Below are 18,511 nucleotides of genomic sequence, written 5' to 3'. Positions count from 1 at the left end.
TAGGTCGGCTATATTACGCTTTATTTCTAAAGTGTCAACTGGTAATTCAAATTATTTTAAACTTTCTTTCTAAAACCCAACTCAATCATTCTTAACCAAGTCATTGTTTTATCAGAAGTTTTAATCTTCATCACCGCCGATGGATGTGCATTATAGGGCAAATATTTCGCCTTGCAACCCCTCTTTTTAAGTTTTATAAGTTTTTTAGTCCGAACGGTTATTTATTCAGCAAAATACTTCACTTTTCCACAAAATACTGTTTATTTCTTTTTCTTGATCATAAAAGGTTCAGGATTCATAACTACATCTGGCATTTTTTCTGGCTGATCATGTTCCTGCCATTTCAGTGCGCGGCAGTCGATATATTCACAATAGCCTCCTTCTCCTTGTTGTTGATCTCCATTTATAGCCAACTGATATTGAAAACTTCCGACATAACCTGCTGCAGCCCCAAATTTAAAATCACCACGACTCTGCGCCTGTAAATGAATTGAGGTGCCATCTTCATCTTGATAACGCCATTCAAACTCACGTGGCAAATACATACACTGACCTGTTGGCGTTTTTACTTTTGGATAAACCCGTTGAATATTAAATTGTACTTGCCCATCAAATACCCGAGTTTGCTCCGTGTTCGCATTTCGCAGATAGATTCGAGATTGCAAAATTCGATTCAACACATCACGACTTTGTAGCAATATCATTTGTTGCTGATGATTCAGATTAATCACTTGATAGCAAAAAAATGCCACAGCGAAATAAGGAAACTGGATTGAGCGGGCAAACTCAAAACTACCCAATTGCTCAATCTGAAAATGCTGATCTTTATAGCGTACACTTCCCTGACACTGACACAGCAAAGACCAATGTTCTGCCAAATTCATTCGCAATTTAGTGAAATATGAAATTGTAGAGCTTGTGGTGATCTTTAAATCAAAGCTAAGTTCGCTATCTTCACGTTGAATATGAAATTGCGGAAAGTGTCCAGTAATGCGCTCTTTATTGGCAAACTGAAAATACTCTGCAGTAAATACGCAATCATGTTGTATTGAATAATGATTGGACTGCCCCACCATGTGTGGGCTGCTACTACAAAGAATACTGGCTGTGTCTAAAGCTGAGGTTGTAATCACATTTTCAGGGCGCAGCATTGCGGTATTTAGGCTGCCCAATAAACCAATAAAGTTGAGATAATGTAAGGGTGCAGGCAAATTAGGAAGAATTAAGCCCTGATAGATAAATTTATAATGATGTTTTGGGGCGTGATAAGGCAGTTTGGCGGTTGCCGCAGGAGTTTGATTGAGTTGTTTGGAACGATCGAGAAAATCTTGAAACAGCTGCATATCAAACTCCTTGTGAGTTGATGCTTTTATGAAAGCTTAATTAACTCACTGCATTTTTTCTTGCCATAAAAGTGGTCACAAAACCTGAAAGTGCATAAATAATTGAAATCACTAAAATTCCAACAGGAATATTATAAGTCATGGCTGCAAGGATAAATACTGCGATTGGCAATACAAAAAACGGCACACGCTTACGATCAAAGGTTTTAAATGAATAATATTTAATATTGGAAATCATCAACAATCCTACTGCAATAATAATCACAGCATTGAGGATTTGTAGACCAATTTCACGAATATCATACAGTTCAGGAAAATCCCGTCCTACCCAAACCAGCGACACGATAATCAGCGCAGCCAAAGGACTTGCAACACCAATAAAGTAGCGTTTATCGACCACACCAATTTGCACATTAAAACGCGCCAAACGGAATGCGGCACAAGCCGTATAAACAAAGCAAGCCGCCAAGCCGATACGACCTAAATCATGCAAACTCCAGCTATACATCAAAATCGCAGGTGCAACACCAAAGGCGAGCATATCGGATAATGAATCAAACTGTTCGCCAAATGGACTTTGCGCACCAATCGCACGTGCCACACGACCATCTAAACCATCAAACAATGCTGCTAGAAAAATGGCATAAATCGCTTGGCTAAATTCGCCATTCATACTGGCAATAATGGAGTAAAAACCCGACAGCAAGGCTGCCGTGGTAATCAGGTTTGGCCACAGATAGATACCACGACGTTTCACCTTTTGCCCTTCACGGGTATGTTCTTCTTCCACCACTTCAAATGTAATTCCGTCATGCTCAAGATCACGGGAACTATATTCTCCTTCGGGTTTGGATGTGTTTGTCATTATTTTGTGTCCTAACTGTAACCTGAACGTCTATTTAAATTTTTTATTCGCCAACTAACCAACGCACTGCAGCATGTCCACCATGTTCTTGCATACGCAAGTGCGGGAACAACCATTGCAGGGCTTCATCTGCATCTTCAGAGAATTTCCATGGTGGATTAATCACCAATAAACCACAACCGTTTAAGCCCACAGGAGTATCGTCAGGCCACACACAAATTTCACAAATGAGTTGACGGCGAATACCTGTTTTAAACATTTTCTTTTCAAAACGTTCAATCATGGCGCGGTCTTTAATTGGATACCACACCGCAAATACGCCTGTTGGCCATTTTTTATGTGCAGCTGCCAATAATTCAACCAACTGAGGGAAATCTTTACGTTCCAATTCATACGGTGGATCAATCATCACCAAACCGCGTTTTTCTTTTGGTGGAATGACGCCCAATAAACCTTCGTAAGCATCACGCTCATGTAAACCTGCGCGTTTGTCACGAATGTTATGACGCAATTGCTGGAATACATCGCGCTGCATTTCAAAAATAGTTGCTTTGTCGATGTCACGCATACCTTGTAAAGCAAACCATGGCGAACCGGGATATGCACCTTGCCCATCCGTTTCACGCATTGCTTCAACCAGTTTTAAATACTGCTGTACGCCTTCTGGTGCCTGACGTTTGATTGAATCATCTAGTTTCACTAAACGATGAATACCATTTAAAAATTCGCCCGATTTTTGTGCAGGTGCTAAAGATAAGTCATATTTACCCGCACCGCCATGTGTATCGACATAGCGATAAGGTTTATCTTTGGCATTTAAACGTGTCAGAATTTGCAGCAATAAAACATGCTTCATGACATCGGCAAAGTTGCCCGCATGGAAATGGTGACGATAATTCATGTTTGGTTCATTCCTAAAATCAACCGACATTTTAGCATGAAAAAAAGTTTCATTCAGGAGCTTGTATTCCTCTAAAATAATCAGCTTGTCTTGCATTTTGTCTGAGTATCTATTTTATGGACGCCACACTGCTTCCAAAATCTTGGAATATTGATCAAATTCTTGAAGATTTAGATTTGCATGGTTTTGCTATGCTGGATGATGCCTATTCACCTGAATATCAACAACAGGTTCTAGCAGAGTGTAGTCAAAATTTAGATCAATTTCATGAAGCAGCCATACAAAATGGTGTGATCAGCAAAATTCGCAGTGATCATATTTTATGGATTCACGAAGATTTAAGCTTTGCCCAACAACATACCCAAACCCTTTTGGCTTTGGCTGAACAATTCAATCAGGCATTTTATTTAGGGATTCGTGAGGTCGAAGCACATTTTGCCAGCTACCAAGCAGGTTCTTTTTATGCCTTGCACCGCGATAACCCACAACAAAAAAATGATCGGGTGATTTCTGCTGTCTATTATTTACACCCTGAATGGCAGACAGATTGGGGTGGACAACTACGTTTACAAGACAAACATGGAGCATGGCAAATTATAGAACCACGCCCAAATCGGATTGCAATTTTCCAAAGTGATTTATTGCACGAAGTTTTGCCTGCGACACAGCAACGTCTTTCCATTACCGCATGGCTACGCAGCGGCAATCAACTTTGGTAAAAACAGACCGCATTTTTCAGACTATTGGCTTTAAAACTGTAAATTTGCCCCGATGTAGAGCAAATATTGCTATCAGGAATTCACCCATGCGCAACTCGACTCAACAGCTTATTCAACGTATTGGGGAAACCGACCAACTTTTTTTACAAGGCAATACGCCTGAATTGGCATTAGAACGTGCCGATTTACGCTTACAATTGGTGAGTTTGAGCGAGTTACGCCAAGAACAGATTTACTTTTTGCAAGAAGCCATTGTGCTGTTGGAACAAGGTCGGATTGAATTTGAAGAAATACCGTTGACGCTGTATATCAACTTGTCTTTGCATTTAGCCAAAGCCTATATGATGTATTTTGAGCTGACCCGCGATGCAAAATACGCCTTAATTACTCAACAAATTTTAAAAGCCATGACTCATTATGCACATGGAGATATTTTCTTTTTCTTGGCCTATGCCAGTGCCAGTAAAAATGAAAGCGCACTGTGTCGCCACTGGTTAGGTAAGTACAGTAAAACTGCCGAATTTGATTTGGAACTCTTACAAATTCACCCTGCTTTTAACGCCTATCAAACAGAAGTCTGGTTTAAACAAATTCTCAAAAGCAGAATGCATTAAAAAAACGCCTCAGAACGTTCTGAGGCGTTTTTTTATACTAAAAATATTAAAGATGATAATGACTTGAACCTAAACAGCTTGTAAACGATAAGCATCTAAATGTAATTGTTGATTGAGTTCATCAATCCAAATGGCCCAATCATCGTCTTGTACCAAATGACTGATTAAAAATTCACGTTGTGATTTATTCCAAAACGGCGCTTCATGTAAATTAATATGTGCAGGTAATTGATGCGTACGTACATACAATTCAATGGCTGCAGGGCTGCTGGCTAAACCGAGTTGGCTGAATAACATGGCTAATGATGGAGTATTTTGCATGAGCACCTTGCCCCCTTTTATTAGTTTCGTTGTAATTCCTTATTCAACCAACTTATAACACTTTGTATAAAAAACCCAGTCTTCCGACTGGGTTTGTTGTATCTTTTTGTGAGCACGCAGTTTACTGGCGCTTTTTAGATGAAAAGTATTTGATTTAACTTAAAAACTTTTAACTTAAATACCGATTAAACACTCGGATGTTGATCACTATGTAATTGCTCATTTAAGGTTTCAATCACAATGGCCCAATCATCATCTTTTTTCCAATGGCTTTGCAAAAATTGGCGCTGCCCTTCCGTCCAAAACTCGGCACAGTGTAATTTGGTTTCTGCAGGTAATTGATGCTCACGAATAAATTGATCAATTGCTGCATCGTCAGCATCTAGACCCAATTGTTGAAATAACAGTTCTAAAGTCGGTTGTTGGTCAAACATGGCATCCTCCTTTGATTCGTCTTGTACTTTTAATGACCTTAACCTGCTTCGAGCCGCAATTCAGCAGCAGCCGAGTTGCAGCATGTTATTTTTTGTACGATGCAATATACCTAAAGCATCCCACTCAATATTCTTAACACGATGACAGGCAACAAAAAAGCCAGTCAATGTAAACCGACTGGCTTTCATCTACTTAAATTAAAAGTTAGCAACCTGTTAGTTTTTCAGGCTGTGGCTTTTCATTTGGAAAGAAGATTGGGCGCAATTTCACACCAATGGCATTCCCCATAAATGCAAATACTAGCCATAACCAACCATGCACACTGCCCGAAGCAATTCCGCTAAAGTATGCGCCAATGTTACAACCGTAGGCCAAACGTGCACCATAACCAAGTAATAAGCCACCTATAACAGCCGCAACCAGTGAACGGCGTGGAATATTAAAGTTCGGGGCAAATTTTCCAGCCAAACTTGCAGCAAGCAATGCACCCAACATAATGCCAAAATTCATCATAGAGGTGATGTCATGCCACAATGAATTTGCCAATGCTTTAGCATTGCCTGACTGCTGCCAATAATCCCAAGCGCTTACATCTACACCCGCAAAAACAGCAACTTTTGCAGCCCAAACTGCAAGCGCAGAAGTCACGCCCCACGGACGACCAGCCAATACCAAGGTAGCAAAAATTCAGCAGCGTTAAAATAAGCCCACCCCAAATTAACGGCCAAGGACCTTTGAGGAAACGCTTCCAACCATGGTACTGACTTTGCGGCTCGACTTCTAAACTGCCATGACGTTTCTTTTCAAAAAACACGGTTGCGGCAGCAATCACAGCAAAAATAACAAAGCTTAGAATAAGTGCAGGAATCACCCCAAAACTTTCGACAATCGAGATTGGCGCCAAATGCGGCAGATTAAACCACCAATCTAAATGCGAAGTGGCAATCAGTGAACCTAAGCAGAAGAAAAATAGCGTAACCAACATACGCGCACTGCCACCGCCTACCGTGTATAGCGTACCCGATGCACAGCCCCCCCCAACTGCATGCCAATACCAAAAATAAAAGCACCAATCATGACCGACATCGACACAGGATTGACATTGCCCTTGACGGGATTGCCAAACAACTCACCTGCACCTAAAGCAGGAAAGAACAACAACACCGCCAAGCCCAGCATAATCATTTGAGCCCGCAAACCACGACCACGACGTTCTTTAATAAACACACGCCAGCTAGAAGTAAAACCAAAAGAGGCGTGATACAACGTCATCCCCAAAGCACCACCAATTAAAAATAACAGTGCTTGATTTAGACCCACGATTTGATAGGCGCCGATAGTACCGACAACAAGTAAGATAAAAGCCACCCAAACCGAAACATTCGATCTATGGGCACTTGCAACAATAACTTGACATGACAGAGAGAAGATTTGAAAAAGGAAACCCGCGTATTCTAAGCAATTTCCCCTACCGTGCAGGTCAATCGACCTATTTTATAGTCGCTTATCCATTCTGATATTTGATAAGCAATATGAGCTTAGCTGATGATAGGCTTTTAATTGCAAAGATACAATCAAGCGCAAAAAAAATGCCAGTCAACTTTTAGGTTGACTGGCATCACTCCCGAAGGAGTTTTAACTTAATCTAGCAGATTAAATTATTTAATCATGTCAGCAATTGCTGCGCGTTCTTCTTCAAGTTCGTTTAACGTGAAGTTGATACGCTCACGGCTGAACTCGTCGATTTCAAGACCTTGAACGATTTTGTATTCGCCATTTTCGCAAGTTACAGGGAAACCGAACATTACGCCTTCAGGAATACCGTAAGAACCGTCAGAAGGAATACCCATAGTTACCCATTCGCCGTTTGTGCCAAGCGCCCAATCACGCATGTGGTCAATTGCAGCGTTTGCAGCAGATGCAGCAGAAGATAAACCACGTGCTTCGATGATCGCAGCGCCACGCTTACCAACTGTAGGAAGGAATACGTCTTTGTTCCATTCAGCATCGTTGATTTTGTCTTTTAAGCTTTCTCCATTTGCAGTTGCAAAACGGTAGTCAGCATACATTGTTGGAGAGTGGTTACCCCAAACTGTCATTGTTTTGATGTCAGAAACAGCAACGCCAGCTTTTTGAGCAAGTTGAGTTAACGCGCGGTTGTGGTCAAGACGTAACATTGCTGTGAAGTTTTTCGCTGGAAGATCTGGAGCAGATTTCATTGCGATGTAAGCATTCGTGTTCGCTGGGTTACCAACAACTAGAACTTTAACATCACGGCTAGCAACTTCGTTAAGTGCTTGACCTTGACCAATAAAGATTTCACCGTTTACTTTAAGAAGGTCAGCACGCTCCATACCAGGACCACGTGGACGAGAACCAACCAATAACGCGTAGTCAGCATCTTTAAATGCCACTTTAGGATCATCAGTACCGATCATGCCAGCCAATAATGGGAAAGCACAGTCGTCAAGTTCCATCATTACGCCTTTAAGCGCAGCTTGAGCTTTCTCAAAAGGAACTTCTAATAATTGAAGGATAACTGGTTGGTCTTTACCCAACATTTCACCGCTAGCGATACGGAATAATAGGCTGTAACCAATTTGACCAGCAGCGCCAGTAACGGCAACGCGAACAGGTTGCTTCATGTAATTATCTCCAATTGAGAGGATAGTCAATGCGATTAAATAGCTGTTCTATCTAATCTTAATAATCATAAACGCGAAAGATTGTACTCCAATCATTCAGCGGATGCATGCAAAAGCGCATCAAATTCCACAAAAGTCTGATAGAAAATATGAATAAAATTTCTCAAAAAGCTTAAAATTCAGAAATTACAGTCACCTAGCAAACTAGTAAGAACCTTTAATGACAAACTGATTCGGGCAATTTGATTCAATCGCTGCACCGCACTGCTTATAGCGTCCTTCGGTGTTATAACAAATTTTGATTTCAGTTAAATAACTTTTACCTTGATGGTTAGAGCACTGAAAATGCACGCTTTTTGATGACATACCTGAATTGGACTTGAGAAACAAACTCCGTAGTTGTGACAATTGCACCGTCTGCGTGTCTTGGCCTGTCAATACCGAAGGCACGTTCATCCGATCTGCATTATTAATAATCATGCGAAAATACTGACTGGCATTCATGGGCACACAGCCGCCAATACCTTGCCACAATTGTATCCGTGCAGCTTCATCAGGCATGACTCGCGCCACTACCTTCGCTTGTAGCGGCGGTAACTTTGCCGATGAATGGGTGCTACATTCACGCGTGGCTACTTCGGGATATAAACCCTCAATATTCAGTGAGTAACCTTCTAAACATTTACGCTTTTTGCTTTTGCTCGAATCGATTAAACACACGGCGGGCGTCATTTGCACGGACATCACATAGCCTTGCACGGGGGCAGAAAATGTATTTTGCGTACACAAAACCAAAGCTGTACCACTCAAACCGAGCAATGTAACTTGAATTGGCTGTAAAACTGTACTCATCCACATTTTCAATGCTTCAGCCCCCTAAATTCTTATACACCCAATGACTCACGCATCTATATATCAACACGCATGATCATCTAACTGTATCACTTGTAACATTTTCCTAAGGTGTATTCCGAGATGGAATATGTTGCATACGGCTACTCATTGATTGTCCACCCTGCCCCAACAGCACACCATAGTGCGTGGCATTGGTCATGACATGCTTGACATAGTCACGTGTTTCCAACAAAGGAATGCTTTCAGTATATTGGTCTGCCGCAATTTGCTGAAACTCTGGCTGCCAACGGCGTGCACGATTTGGCCCGGCGTTGTATCCTGCTGTGGCCAGCACAGGGCTATTGCTTAATTGTCGCTGAATGGTCGACAAATAAAATGTACCGTAGCGGATGTTGGTATTCATGTCACTGAGTGCAGCAGGATTATAAGTTTCACCCATTTGTCGTGCAACCAAACGTGCCGTGTCTGGCATAATTTGCATGAGTCCACCTGCACCTACATGCGAACGTGCAGTAGTATTAAAACGGCTTTCTTGACGCATCAAACCATAAGCCCAAGCAGGGTCAATACCTGCATTTTGACTGTGGCTCACAACATAATTACGATGTGGCATAGCATAACGGTAACTATAGTTGTGCTTATTCACAGTACGATCTGCTGCATAAATGGCACGATCATACCAACCCATATCGGTTGCACGCTTAGCCGCTGCTAAAATCAAACCATCATCCTGTCTTAAATACGCCTGACGTACCGCCCAGTTCCATTCACGGTTGACATAATTGGCAGGTGCATTAATTTCACGCAAAGTAAAGGCACGGTTAAAGTGAATATCTTGATTCAAACGCTGTAAGTCATTGGTACTTGGTTGCGTATTCGCAGGAATCGTGTTGTAGGTTTGCCCAAGACGATCTTTTGCCAACAAGTTGTGATAATCATCACCCTGCGCCAATTTTTTATAAATATTTTGTGCACTACGTTTCGACGCTGCATCATTGCGTTGTTCTGAAGCACGTGCCAACCAATATTGCCAACGATCTTCCTGTTTTTGAGTCACACTCATGCTGTCTACAGCACGAATCACACTTTCCCATGCGCCAAAACGAATCGCCTGACGGGCATAAATTTCTGCTTCTTCGGGACTAAAAGGTAAGCCATAACTGGCGTCTAAGGCACTTAACACTTCACGCTTAAAATTGTTTTTCATGACTGTAGTGCCGCCAATATATCCCACAGCACGATACAAGGCTTTTTGTACCGATTCTGGCGCACCTTCTGCACTGCGTTTTAGTGAAGAAAGTGCCGAGTCTAAATCGCTATCGGCTAAACGTCCGATCGCATAAATAAGATAGGCATGGTCTTCGTTGCTTGCTTTAGGCGCAGACCACAAATAATTCAGTGGATTGGCTTGAATGCTGTTCAATTGTGCCAAACTGATATTCATACCTAAACTTTGCGCAGTCGCTAAAGCGAGCCCTGACTGCCCTGCACGCAATTGTGCCCATAAGCGTTGCTGTTTATCTTGCTGAGTCATAATTGGACTAGAGAGCATCATTCGACCTAGACCTGTACAAGATTCAGGTTGTGAGTTCGTGGTCAACCAAACATCTTTAAATTCCGCGACCACCAAAGGATCACCCGAACGGGTACGAACTTGTGCCATGGCACAGCTTTCGGCCTGATCAGCATTACTCACATAGGCAAGCACAGGTTGTGCACTGCTAAAATCGGCCTGTTTCACTTTTTCTTCGATGTAATCGGCTGCGAGTTTTTCTGCCATCGCTGATTGTGGATGGCGCTGTGCAAACTGAACAATTGCACTGGCAGGTTGCATGCCCAAATTGGTGTTCAATGCCCAGTATTCAGGATAGTAGCCCAAAACATCATTTTGCATGGCATATTGATACTGCTGCAATAAATCGACATCACCTGAATTGGCTGCACGCAGTGCATCATTAAACTGTTCATTTGCGGCATGCGTACCCGTCATCACGGCAAGCGAAACCAGACTTAGCACAAGCTTTTTCGTTAATTTATTATTTTGTTTCATCATTTGCAGCATTCGCTTGCCTTCAGTCATTTACTTCTGCCTCGAGATCCGCATCCAATCATTCAGCTTAGTTTAATTAGTCTAGAACCCAAGTTGTGTTCTGTTATGTAACCTTATGATTAGACACTATTAATCTTGAAATCAATCTTCCAACAATTTTGCTTCACATTTCAAGTATGTGATGCACGGATTAAAGGCTGTCAGTTTATCTTGAATTCCTGCTAAAATACGCCCCTCTGTTTTATCTATTCCGTTTATTTTTATAAACGAACTCGTGAATTATCTCTTAGGAGCCTACATGACGGTTCAAACCTTCATCCCGAATGGTGCCCAAGCTGCCTCAGAAAACACTGTTACCCAGCCACAGCACACCCCAGCCGACGGTTCAGTTAAAAAACTGTATATCGAAACGCAAGGGTGTCAGATGAATGAGTATGACAGTCACCGTATGGCAGACCTTTTGGGCGACTCGCACGGCTATGTGCTGACCAGCAACCCTGCCGATGCCGATATTTTGCTCATGAACACCTGTTCAATTCGTGAAAAAGCCCAAGAAAAAGTATTTTCTGAATTAGGACGTTGGCGCAAGCTTAAAGAAAAAAATCCTGATTTGGTCATTGGTGTAGGCGGTTGCGTGGCTTCTCAAGAAGGCGACAACATTCAAAAACGCGCACCGTATGTGGATATGATTTTTGGCCCACAAACCTTGCACCGTTTGCCACAAATGCTTGATCAGCACCACGATCAAGTTGAAAAACCAAAGAAAGAAAAAATCAAACTGGTGGATATTTCTTTCCCAGACATCGAAAAATTCGACTTTTTACCTGAACCGCGTGTTGAAGGGTTTAAAGCTTTTGTGTCGATTATGGAAGGCTGTTCAAAATACTGTTCTTTCTGCGTAGTGCCTTACACGCGCGGTGAAGAAGTTTCACGTCCTTTAGATGATGTCTTAGCTGAAATTGCGACTTTGGCCGAAAAAGGCGTGCGTGAAATTAGCTTGCTCGGTCAAAACGTAAATGGCTATCGCGGTGAAACTTTTGACGGTAAAATTTGTACTTTTGCCGATTTACTGCGTTTGGTTGCCGAAGTACCTGGCATTGGACGAATTCGCTACACCACATCACACCCGCTTGAATTTAATGATGATTTGATTCAATGCTACCGTGATTTACCGCAAATGGTGTCGCATTTACACTTGCCTGTGCAAAGTGGTTCGAATGATGTGTTACAAGCCATGAAACGTAACCACACCATTGATGTGTATATCGACAAGATTGCCAAGTTACGTAAAGTACGCCCAGACATGCACTTATCTAGCGACTTTATTATTGGCTTCCCGGGTGAAACAGATCAAAACTTTGAAGAAACTTATCAGTTTATTCAAGATATGGATTTTGACCATTCTTATAGTTTTATCTACTCAAAACGTCCGGGAACACCTGCATCGGAACTCGAAGACACCACCCCTGAAGATGTTAAAAAAGAGCGTTTGTCCAAAGTTCAGCAATGGATCAAACAATCTAGTATTGATAAGACCGATGCCATGCTTGGGACGGTACAACGTGTCCTAATTGAAAATGTTTCCGACAAAGACCCGAACATTTTAGTGGGTACGGCCGACAATACACGTTTAGTAACATTTATTGGTGACCCTGCTTGGGTCGGACGCTTTGCGGAGATTGAGATTACCGAGATTAAAACTTTGAATTTAGTTTACGGTGAACTCTTGAATCTTGAGCCTGACGTGGCGTAATGTAGGAGCTAAAGTCCAATAACAGATTAAGGAATTCTCTTGACTGCAGCGATTCGACGTACAGTAACTTTTCCTGGCATTTCAATGGAACGTCTAAAAAGCATGCTCGGTGCTTATAACGGACATTTGAAACAAATCGAACAACGTCTAGACGTCCAAATTTCTCATCGTGGTGACGCCTTTTTTATAGATGGGGAAATTGATGCAGTTGAACGAGCCGAAACACTCTTGCAACGCCTGCATGAAGAAGCGGAAAGCTCTGCACAAATTAGTGCAGACACGCTCCACATGATGATTCAGGGCAGTCAGACTGACCGTGAATTACAATCGGATGATGGGCAAGAGCATACTGGATTGGATGCTGTTTGGTTGCAAACCCGCAAAGGGCGCATTAATCCACGCGGTGCCAACCAAAAGCGTTATGTGCAACGTATTTTGCAAAGTGATATTTCATTTGGTATTGGCCCTGCAGGTACGGGTAAAACCTATTTGGCTGTTGCCGCTGCCGTAGATATGTTGGAACGCAATGAAATCCAGCGGATTCTATTGGTGCGCCCTGCGGTTGAAGCGGGTGAAAAACTGGGCTTCTTACCGGGTGATTTAACCCAGAAAATTGACCCGTATTTGCGTCCCCTTTATGATGCCCTGTATGAAATGCTCGGCTTTGAAAAAGTTGCTAAGCTGATTGAACGTCAAGTGATTGAAGTTGCACCACTGGCGTATATGCGTGGTCGTACCCTCAACCACTCTTTTGTGATTTTGGATGAAGCCCAGAACACCACGCCTGAACAGATGAAGATGTTCCTGACCCGTTTAGGGTTTGGTTCACGTGCAGTGATTACCGGTGATGTGACTCAGGTGGATTTACCACGTGGTCAGCAGTCTGGTCTGGCACATGCCTTACGTGTGATTGATAAAATCCCTGAAATTCATATTACTCGTTTCCATTCTCGTGATGTCGTGCGTCACCAGCTGGTTCAGAAAATTGTTGAAGCCTATGAAGGCTGGGACAGTGAGCAACAGCGTTTAAGTGCCGAAGCGCGTGCAGAACGTAAAGCGCGCCAGGAAGCATTAATTGCGGAAAATGATGCCGCAGCAGATGCACAGCACTAATCGCTGTGCGCTCTGCAACCTACTGAAGTATTAAGGATTCATTTTGAAATTAAGTCTCAGCCTGCAACAGGACATTCAAGCGCCTGAGCTGGTGTTAAAACGTGCCTATCTGAAAAAAGTAGTCGAAACCACTTTAAGACATATAGACACCCAAAGTGATTGTGAAATTGGAATTGCCTGTGTCGATCATGCCGAAAGTCACAAGCTCAATCTGGAATATCGCAAAAAAGACAAATCTACCAACGTCTTGTCTTTCCCAAGCGATTTACCCGATGAAATGGCACAAGTTTTGCCGAGCTTCCCTATTGGGGATTTGGTAATTTGTATTCCTGTGGTTTTACAGGAAGCTGCAGAACAAGCCAAAACACCATTAGCGCATTTCACTCACATGCTAGTACATGGCACGCTGCACCTTATGGGCTATGATCATGAAACCTCAGATGAGGATGCCGAAGAAATGGAAGCTTTAGAAGTTGAGATTCTTGCCAAGTTGGGTTTGGATAATCCATACATGGAAAGAGATTGAATTTTAAGTTTTAGAAAATCATAAAAATAGCGGGCTAAGGCTCGCTTTTTTGTTTAAAACTACTCCCTCCCAATGGGAGGGAGAACATTCATTAGAGTCCCATGATTGCTAAATACCAGAAGAACATTGCTGCGTAAAGCAGAGAGTAGATTCTTGTTACTTGTCCACAAAGTCCTCTCTCCCTTTGAGAGAGAGCCAGAGAGAGGGAAAAACTAGCGCACCTCAAACTCAGCTTCAGCAGGGTCAAAACGCCACGTCCGTACAATCCGCAATTCAGAAATATCTTTCATTTTAGCATCAAATGCACCAAAAGGTGCGGCTTTACGCACCGAAGTTTTGGCTGCTTCATCTAGCATGGCATGTCCTGAACTTTCAATTAAACGAATGGCACGAATCCCACCATTGTTGTTCAAAATCACCATTAAACGTACTTCGCCTGCCAAATTCTGTGCTTTGGCTTGTTCTGGATAATAACGGTTACCATAAAATTCGACTTTTTGACGGAATTTTTCCATATAACCAGCGGTGTTGTCTTTCTTGGCCTGAATCCCATCGATGGTTTTAATTTTTTGCTGACGGCTAAAATTTTGTTGGCGTTGTAAATATTGCGCTTCAATACTGGCGACCATGGCAGCCTTAGCTTGGAATTGGCTATTCAACTCCTGCATGGCTTTTTTGCGCTGATTTTCTGCAGCCTGTTTTTGCCAACTGAGCGTGCTCATCAATACTTTTTCTTCAAAGTTTAATTCACGCTGTTGCTGCATACGCTCTAAACTTTCCAATTGCTGCTCCCCTGCACTTTGTTCAGTCATGGGTGCAGGCATATCACTCGACATGCGATGTTCTTCACGGAACGTACCTGAACCTTGCTGATCGGCTTGGGCTAAGAAATCTGCATCTTCAACTTTTGCATCGCTCATGCGTACCGATACCGCAATCTCTTTGACCGCAGCATCGCTTTGTTGCGGTGCAGCAAACTGCACGGCCAAAATTAATGCGTGCAATACAGCAGCCACCAGCAACGCTGCAGCAAAAATAGGATCTTTCCACCAATCTTGCGTAGAAGGCATCAATTGAATTTTTTTTAGCATCACATTAATCCGACAAAACGTCTGATTCCCCAAGCCGCCAAATGCGGTATAAACTAAAGAGCATATTACTTTGCTCAGTTTTTGCTTTTCTGCAAAACTGCGAAGTTCATCAAAAAGCTGACTACTGAGCCTTAAAATCTTAAAAATGGTGCAACTTATTTTGCTAAACTGCAAGCTTCTATGCCTGTATTTTTAATACAATTCGACAAAATATTTGTATCTGTAAAGAATGAATGAACGACTTGGACGGCCGTATGCAAACCCTGATCACCAATATCTCTCAACGTATCCGTCAAGTGTACCAAAAAGCGGAAGGATTTATTGAGGATGAACGTGAATTTCCATTATCTCAGGTCTTCTTAAATGCGACTTTTCAGCGCTTTGTGACCGATAATGTGAAAATGTTGCAAGATCTGCACGCAGACTTACACGACGACTGGTTACGTCTTTATGCAACCCTAGATTACAACGGCTTGAACATCACTCTGTCTGTCGATTTAAAATTAGTACAGATGGAATTGAATAAAGATACTCAGCTGATTGTGTTTGAACAAATTAGTGACACGCAGGTGATTGAAGCAAGTTATCCAAGTTTTTTGCATAAAATCGCTGTGAAGTGCGCTTTATTTTACTATCAAAAAATACGCAATGATGACCCTTTAGGCATGATTTTAGAAAAACTCAAAGTCATTAAAGTCAAAGATGATTTGCTGCATTTAGATTTAAATCGCTGGTTGGGCAAAAGCCGCTCTATCATTGACACACTCAGCAAAGTTCATGTGAATCATGCGGTATTACGTGAAGCGGAATTGGTGCTCACTGGCAACGTCAATTTAACGGCGTTGTTCCGCAAAATGTCTGAAGAAAGACTAGAAGATGTGGAAGAATCTCTTGCAGATACGCAAGTCACACCGCTGAAACAAAAATAAAGCTAAGCTGAAACTTTAGAAGAGAATACATACAGGAAAACTACACAAGCCGCATAATTCCTAATTTTCTCTTCATATTCAACGCGTATAATGGCAACAAGCAAGCAAATTGCATCTCCCTACATACAGAGGAAATATCTCAGCAATGGCAAATCATGTATTGAAAAAAATGGGTATGGCAGCCGGTGTGTCTACAGCACTGTTTTTGGCTGGTTTCTCTAGCCAAACATTTGCCATGAGTCCTTTCCAAGCCAGTTATCAATTTAACTACAATGGTAAAAACTTAGGTTCTGCAACACGTACTTTAAGCCAAACAGGTAACCAATGGAGTTATGTGTTTGCTGCCAAAGCAGGCGTGATTGCCTCTGCTACAGAAACTAGCCGTTTTAGTTTTAATAATGGCAAAATTGGCTCATCTAGCTTTAGCCGCAGCAGTAAGATTTTGGTGCATAACAACACCATGAGTATTAACTTCAATCCTTCGGCGAAAACCATTAACACCAAAAAGGACAGCGACACCCGTTCTTTTGCGTGGAAAGCGGGCGTGTTGGATGAGTTGAATGCGGAACTGCAAATCCGTGAAGACTTAAAAAGTGGCGGTTTAAAATCGAGCTACTATATTGCCGATAATAAAGAGGTGGAATCACGTCGCTTTATTAAGCAAGGTTCAGAAAAAATCAAAACCAGTTATGGTACTTTTGATACCATTAAAGTGGTGCTGAAACACAACAAACCAAACCGTGATACGATTTTCTGGTTGGCACCAAAACTTGACTACTTGCCTGTCAAAGTTACCCACCAAGACAAAGACAAGTCTTATGGATTATTACTCACAGGCTATAAAGGCCCGACCAACTAATTTAGAATATAACTACTGAGCAAAGCTTGGCAGTTATTCACCATTTGGTAAATTGTTCTTGCATTTTTTCAGGTGCTTTTTAAAATACGCTTTTGCTTTGAAAAGCACCTGCTCTTGAGGATTCTCCCGTGCATGCACTAGAACAGAAAATTTTAGCCGAAGGTATCGTTCTATCTGAAGCGGTTCTAAAAGTCGACTCTTTCTTAAACCATCAAATTGACCCTGTGATGATGCAGCAAATTGGTCAAGAATTTGCGCGTTTGTTTAAAGATGCAGGCATCACCAAAATTATTACCATCGAAGCTTCTGGCATTGCACCAGCTGTGATGGCAGGTTTAGAGCTTGGCGTACCTGTAATTTTTGCACGTAAATATCAATCTTTAACCTTAAAAGATGATTTATACCGCTCTAAAGTATTTTCATTTACCAAGCAAACTGAAAGCACGATTGCCATTTCAAACAAACATATCAGCGCGAGCGACAAAGTCTTGGTGATTGATGACTTTTTGGCAAATGGTCAAGCTGCACTTGGTTTGGCAGATTTAATCCATCAAGCGAATGCAGAAGTCGTGGGTATTGGGATTGTGATTGAAAAATCATTCCAACCGGGTCGTGAATTATTGCTTGAAAAAGGCTATCGTGTTGAATCATTGGCACGGGTAAAGTCTTTGGCAAACGGTACTGTTGAATTTGTACGCGATTAAGGTCGATTAAAACTGATGTTGTTTCATCATTTAGACCTTATGATCAAAGAGTGCTTAGGCGCTCTTTTTTATGCTTTTTTTCAAACTTAAACAACTCGTTTACATATATTTTATTTACAAAACTGTGGTGCTACGCCATGCTGCACTTGAAATAACAGTGTTTAAGCAGTCTGCTCTTTTCAGATTGCAGCTCTACACAGCACTCTTTAGGTCGTCTACGTGCATTGATGCATGCGACATGAGTACAAGGCATTTTAAAGTCATGACACAAGACAATCCGTTGATGGAACACAGTATCGTCTGTCCAAAATGTGGTTCAACTCAAGTTGAAAAACGCAACCATGAACAAAACTTACAAAAAATTGGTGGCGTGTTATTAGGCTCTGCAGGTACAGCAGCAGGTACTGTGGGCGGCGCAGCTTCGGGAGCTTCTATTGGTGCGGCAATTGGTACAGCCGCAGGGCCATTGGGCGTGATTATGGGCGGCACCATTGGAACATTTGTCGGGGCAATTAGCGTGGGAATCACAGGTGGTTTTCTTGGGCATCGCTTTGGTAAAAAAGCAGGTGTAATTGTTGATCAGAATATTTTTCTAGATTTTCAATGCCTCAAATGTAAACACCGCTTTAAAGAAAAGTTGAAACAGCCAAGCAACTCTAAGTAACCGTTATTTAAAACCTACTCAAACCTACTCAATGTGGGTTTGATGTTTAATTCCTACTTCACCATCAAGAACCTAAAGCATTTGCTTTAGGGATTACCTCAATTCCATAGGCTGTCACGGTGTA

18 protein-coding genes and 1 pseudogene are annotated in these 18,511 nt (G+C 42.0%); 9 read left to right on the top strand and 10 right to left on the bottom strand.

What is annotated here, in order from left to right; all coding sequences use genetic code 11:
* Positions 1-260: 260 nt before the first annotated feature.
* The 3 genes from ACEO2X_RS10530 to ACEO2X_RS10520 are packed head-to-tail and all read right to left on the bottom strand — an operon-like array spanning position 261 to position 3,109.
* Positions 261-1,343 carry a DUF6670 family protein gene (locus ACEO2X_RS10530; protein ID WP_104853049.1) on the bottom strand — a complete coding sequence of 361 codons (1,083 nt, stop codon included), beginning with the start codon at positions 1,341-1,343 and terminating at the stop codon, positions 261-263.
* Positions 1,344-1,383: 40 nt separating this feature from the next.
* Positions 1,384-2,208 (bottom strand): CDP-diacylglycerol--serine O-phosphatidyltransferase, encoded by an 825-nt coding sequence (pssA, locus tag ACEO2X_RS10525; RefSeq protein ID WP_004976213.1) that lies wholly within the window; start codon positions 2,206-2,208, stop codon positions 1,384-1,386.
* Between the two features lie 43 nt (positions 2,209-2,251).
* On the bottom strand, positions 2,252-3,109 hold the full coding sequence (locus tag ACEO2X_RS10520) for a 23S rRNA (adenine(2030)-N(6))-methyltransferase RlmJ (RefSeq protein ID WP_026438537.1): 858 nt from the start codon (positions 3,107-3,109) through the stop codon (positions 2,252-2,254).
* Between the two features lie 116 nt (positions 3,110-3,225).
* Here ACEO2X_RS10520 and ACEO2X_RS10515 point away from each other — a divergent pair, with 116 nt between their 5' ends.
* Both ACEO2X_RS10515 and ACEO2X_RS10510 read left to right on the top strand, forming a co-directional pair.
* A complete protein-coding gene (locus ACEO2X_RS10515; protein ID WP_180009293.1) occupies positions 3,226-3,828 on the top strand; it encodes a 2OG-Fe(II) oxygenase in 603 nt (200 codons plus the stop codon).
* Positions 3,829-3,914: 86 nt separating this feature from the next.
* Positions 3,915-4,442 (top strand): hypothetical protein, encoded by a 528-nt coding sequence (locus tag ACEO2X_RS10510; protein ID WP_154321050.1) that lies wholly within the window; start codon positions 3,915-3,917, stop codon positions 4,440-4,442.
* A gap of 69 nt (positions 4,443-4,511) precedes the next feature.
* Here the strand turns inward: ACEO2X_RS10510 and ACEO2X_RS10505 are convergent, their stop codons facing one another.
* The 6 genes and pseudogenes from ACEO2X_RS10505 to ACEO2X_RS10480 all read right to left on the bottom strand — a co-directional run bounded on the left by ACEO2X_RS10505 (position 4,512) and on the right by ACEO2X_RS10480 (position 10,688).
* Positions 4,512-4,769 (bottom strand): DUF2789 family protein, encoded by a 258-nt coding sequence (locus ACEO2X_RS10505; protein WP_026438086.1) that lies wholly within the window; start codon positions 4,767-4,769, stop codon positions 4,512-4,514.
* Between the two features lie 179 nt (positions 4,770-4,948).
* Positions 4,949-5,197: a DUF2789 family protein gene (locus ACEO2X_RS10500; RefSeq protein WP_096901745.1), complete on the bottom strand. Its 249-nt coding sequence runs from the start codon at positions 5,195-5,197 to the stop codon at positions 4,949-4,951.
* A 286-nt stretch (positions 5,198-5,483) separates the two neighbouring features.
* Positions 5,484-6,470, bottom strand: a pseudogene (locus tag ACEO2X_RS10495) (YeeE/YedE family protein); the annotation flags it as partial.
* Positions 6,471-6,856: 386 nt separating this feature from the next.
* Positions 6,857-7,843: a malate dehydrogenase gene (locus ACEO2X_RS10490; protein WP_019836931.1), complete on the bottom strand. Its 987-nt coding sequence runs from the start codon at positions 7,841-7,843 to the stop codon at positions 6,857-6,859.
* A 204-nt stretch (positions 7,844-8,047) separates the two neighbouring features.
* Positions 8,048-8,695, bottom strand: coding sequence for a ribonuclease I (locus ACEO2X_RS10485; RefSeq protein ID WP_179993550.1), 648 nt, complete (start codon positions 8,693-8,695; stop codon positions 8,048-8,050).
* Between the two features lie 106 nt (positions 8,696-8,801).
* Positions 8,802-10,688 (bottom strand): lytic transglycosylase domain-containing protein, encoded by a 1,887-nt coding sequence (locus ACEO2X_RS10480; RefSeq protein ID WP_179988513.1) that lies wholly within the window; start codon positions 10,686-10,688, stop codon positions 8,802-8,804.
* Positions 10,689-11,046: 358 nt separating this feature from the next.
* Here ACEO2X_RS10480 and miaB point away from each other — a divergent pair, with 358 nt between their 5' ends.
* From miaB to ybeY, 3 genes are read left to right on the top strand one after another with little or no spacing between them, the layout of a single operon-like run.
* On the top strand, positions 11,047-12,501 hold the full coding sequence (gene miaB / locus ACEO2X_RS10475) for a tRNA (N6-isopentenyl adenosine(37)-C2)-methylthiotransferase MiaB (RefSeq protein ID WP_179988454.1): 1,455 nt from the start codon (positions 11,047-11,049) through the stop codon (positions 12,499-12,501).
* Between the two features lie 39 nt (positions 12,502-12,540).
* Positions 12,541-13,614, top strand: coding sequence for a PhoH family protein (locus ACEO2X_RS10470; RefSeq protein ID WP_004976193.1), 1,074 nt, complete (start codon positions 12,541-12,543; stop codon positions 13,612-13,614).
* Between the two features lie 43 nt (positions 13,615-13,657).
* Positions 13,658-14,140: an rRNA maturation RNase YbeY gene (gene ybeY / locus ACEO2X_RS10465; RefSeq protein ID WP_004976192.1), complete on the top strand. Its 483-nt coding sequence runs from the start codon at positions 13,658-13,660 to the stop codon at positions 14,138-14,140.
* A 212-nt stretch (positions 14,141-14,352) separates the two neighbouring features.
* Here the strand turns inward: ybeY and ACEO2X_RS10460 are convergent, their stop codons facing one another.
* Positions 14,353-15,210, bottom strand: a complete 858-nt coding sequence (locus ACEO2X_RS10460) for an energy transducer TonB (RefSeq protein ID WP_167846441.1) — start codon at positions 15,208-15,210, stop codon at positions 14,353-14,355.
* Positions 15,211-15,485: 275 nt separating this feature from the next.
* On the opposite strand from ACEO2X_RS10460, the gene ACEO2X_RS10455 reads away from it, so the two are divergent.
* The 4 genes from ACEO2X_RS10455 to ACEO2X_RS10440 all read left to right on the top strand — a co-directional run bounded on the left by ACEO2X_RS10455 (position 15,486) and on the right by ACEO2X_RS10440 (position 18,387).
* Positions 15,486-16,160: a hypothetical protein gene (locus ACEO2X_RS10455; protein WP_004976182.1), complete on the top strand. Its 675-nt coding sequence runs from the start codon at positions 15,486-15,488 to the stop codon at positions 16,158-16,160.
* 145 nt (positions 16,161-16,305) lie between these two features.
* Positions 16,306-17,019: a DUF3108 domain-containing protein gene (locus ACEO2X_RS10450; protein ID WP_004976176.1), complete on the top strand. Its 714-nt coding sequence runs from the start codon at positions 16,306-16,308 to the stop codon at positions 17,017-17,019.
* 128 nt (positions 17,020-17,147) lie between these two features.
* The gene (locus ACEO2X_RS10445; protein WP_004976172.1) at positions 17,148-17,723 is read left to right on the top strand and encodes a xanthine phosphoribosyltransferase; all 576 of its coding nucleotides are present in this window, start codon (positions 17,148-17,150) and stop codon (positions 17,721-17,723) included.
* 283 nt (positions 17,724-18,006) lie between these two features.
* Positions 18,007-18,387 (top strand): hypothetical protein, encoded by a 381-nt coding sequence (locus ACEO2X_RS10440; protein ID WP_371972010.1) that lies wholly within the window; start codon positions 18,007-18,009, stop codon positions 18,385-18,387.
* Positions 18,388-18,511: the final 124 nt, after the last annotated feature.

It is taken from the genome of Acinetobacter sp. AL9 (genome assembly GCF_041464035.1).
Lineage (GTDB): Bacteria > Pseudomonadota > Gammaproteobacteria > Pseudomonadales > Moraxellaceae > Acinetobacter > Acinetobacter towneri.
Note: the sequence above shows the minus strand (reverse complement) of the source record. Positions and strands in the feature narration are given on the sequence as shown.

What these genes read in the sequence shown, in the direction of transcription:
- ACEO2X_RS10530 (WP_104853049.1), bottom strand. Translation starts at nt 1,343, where the DNA reads ATGCAGCTGTTTCAAGATTTTCTCGATCGTTCCAAACAACTCAATCAA.
- pssA (WP_004976213.1), bottom strand. Translation starts at nt 2,208, where the DNA reads ATGACAAACACATCCAAACCCGAAGGAGAATATAGTTCCCGTGATCTT.
- ACEO2X_RS10520 (WP_026438537.1), bottom strand. Translation starts at nt 3,109, where the DNA reads ATGAATTATCGTCACCATTTCCATGCGGGCAACTTTGCCGATGTCATG.
- ACEO2X_RS10515 (WP_180009293.1), top strand. Translation starts at nt 3,226, where the DNA reads ATGGACGCCACACTGCTTCCAAAATCTTGGAATATTGATCAAATTCTT.
- ACEO2X_RS10510 (WP_154321050.1), top strand. Translation starts at nt 3,915, where the DNA reads ATGCGCAACTCGACTCAACAGCTTATTCAACGTATTGGGGAAACCGAC.
- ACEO2X_RS10500 (WP_096901745.1), bottom strand. Translation starts at nt 5,197, where the DNA reads ATGTTTGACCAACAACCGACTTTAGAACTGTTATTTCAACAATTGGGT.
- ACEO2X_RS10490 (WP_019836931.1), bottom strand. Translation starts at nt 7,843, where the DNA reads ATGAAGCAACCTGTTCGCGTTGCCGTTACTGGCGCTGCTGGTCAAATT.
- ACEO2X_RS10485 (WP_179993550.1), bottom strand. Translation starts at nt 8,695, where the DNA reads ATGAGTACAGTTTTACAGCCAATTCAAGTTACATTGCTCGGTTTGAGT.
- ACEO2X_RS10480 (WP_179988513.1), bottom strand. Translation starts at nt 10,688, where the DNA reads ATGACGGGTACGCATGCCGCAAATGAACAGTTTAATGATGCACTGCGT.
- miaB (WP_179988454.1), top strand. Translation starts at nt 11,047, where the DNA reads ATGACGGTTCAAACCTTCATCCCGAATGGTGCCCAAGCTGCCTCAGAA.
- ACEO2X_RS10460 (WP_167846441.1), bottom strand. Translation starts at nt 15,210, where the DNA reads ATGCCTTCTACGCAAGATTGGTGGAAAGATCCTATTTTTGCTGCAGCG.
- ACEO2X_RS10455 (WP_004976182.1), top strand. Translation starts at nt 15,486, where the DNA reads ATGCAAACCCTGATCACCAATATCTCTCAACGTATCCGTCAAGTGTAC.
- ACEO2X_RS10450 (WP_004976176.1), top strand. Translation starts at nt 16,306, where the DNA reads ATGGCAAATCATGTATTGAAAAAAATGGGTATGGCAGCCGGTGTGTCT.
- ACEO2X_RS10440 (WP_371972010.1), top strand. Translation starts at nt 18,007, where the DNA reads ATGGAACACAGTATCGTCTGTCCAAAATGTGGTTCAACTCAAGTTGAA.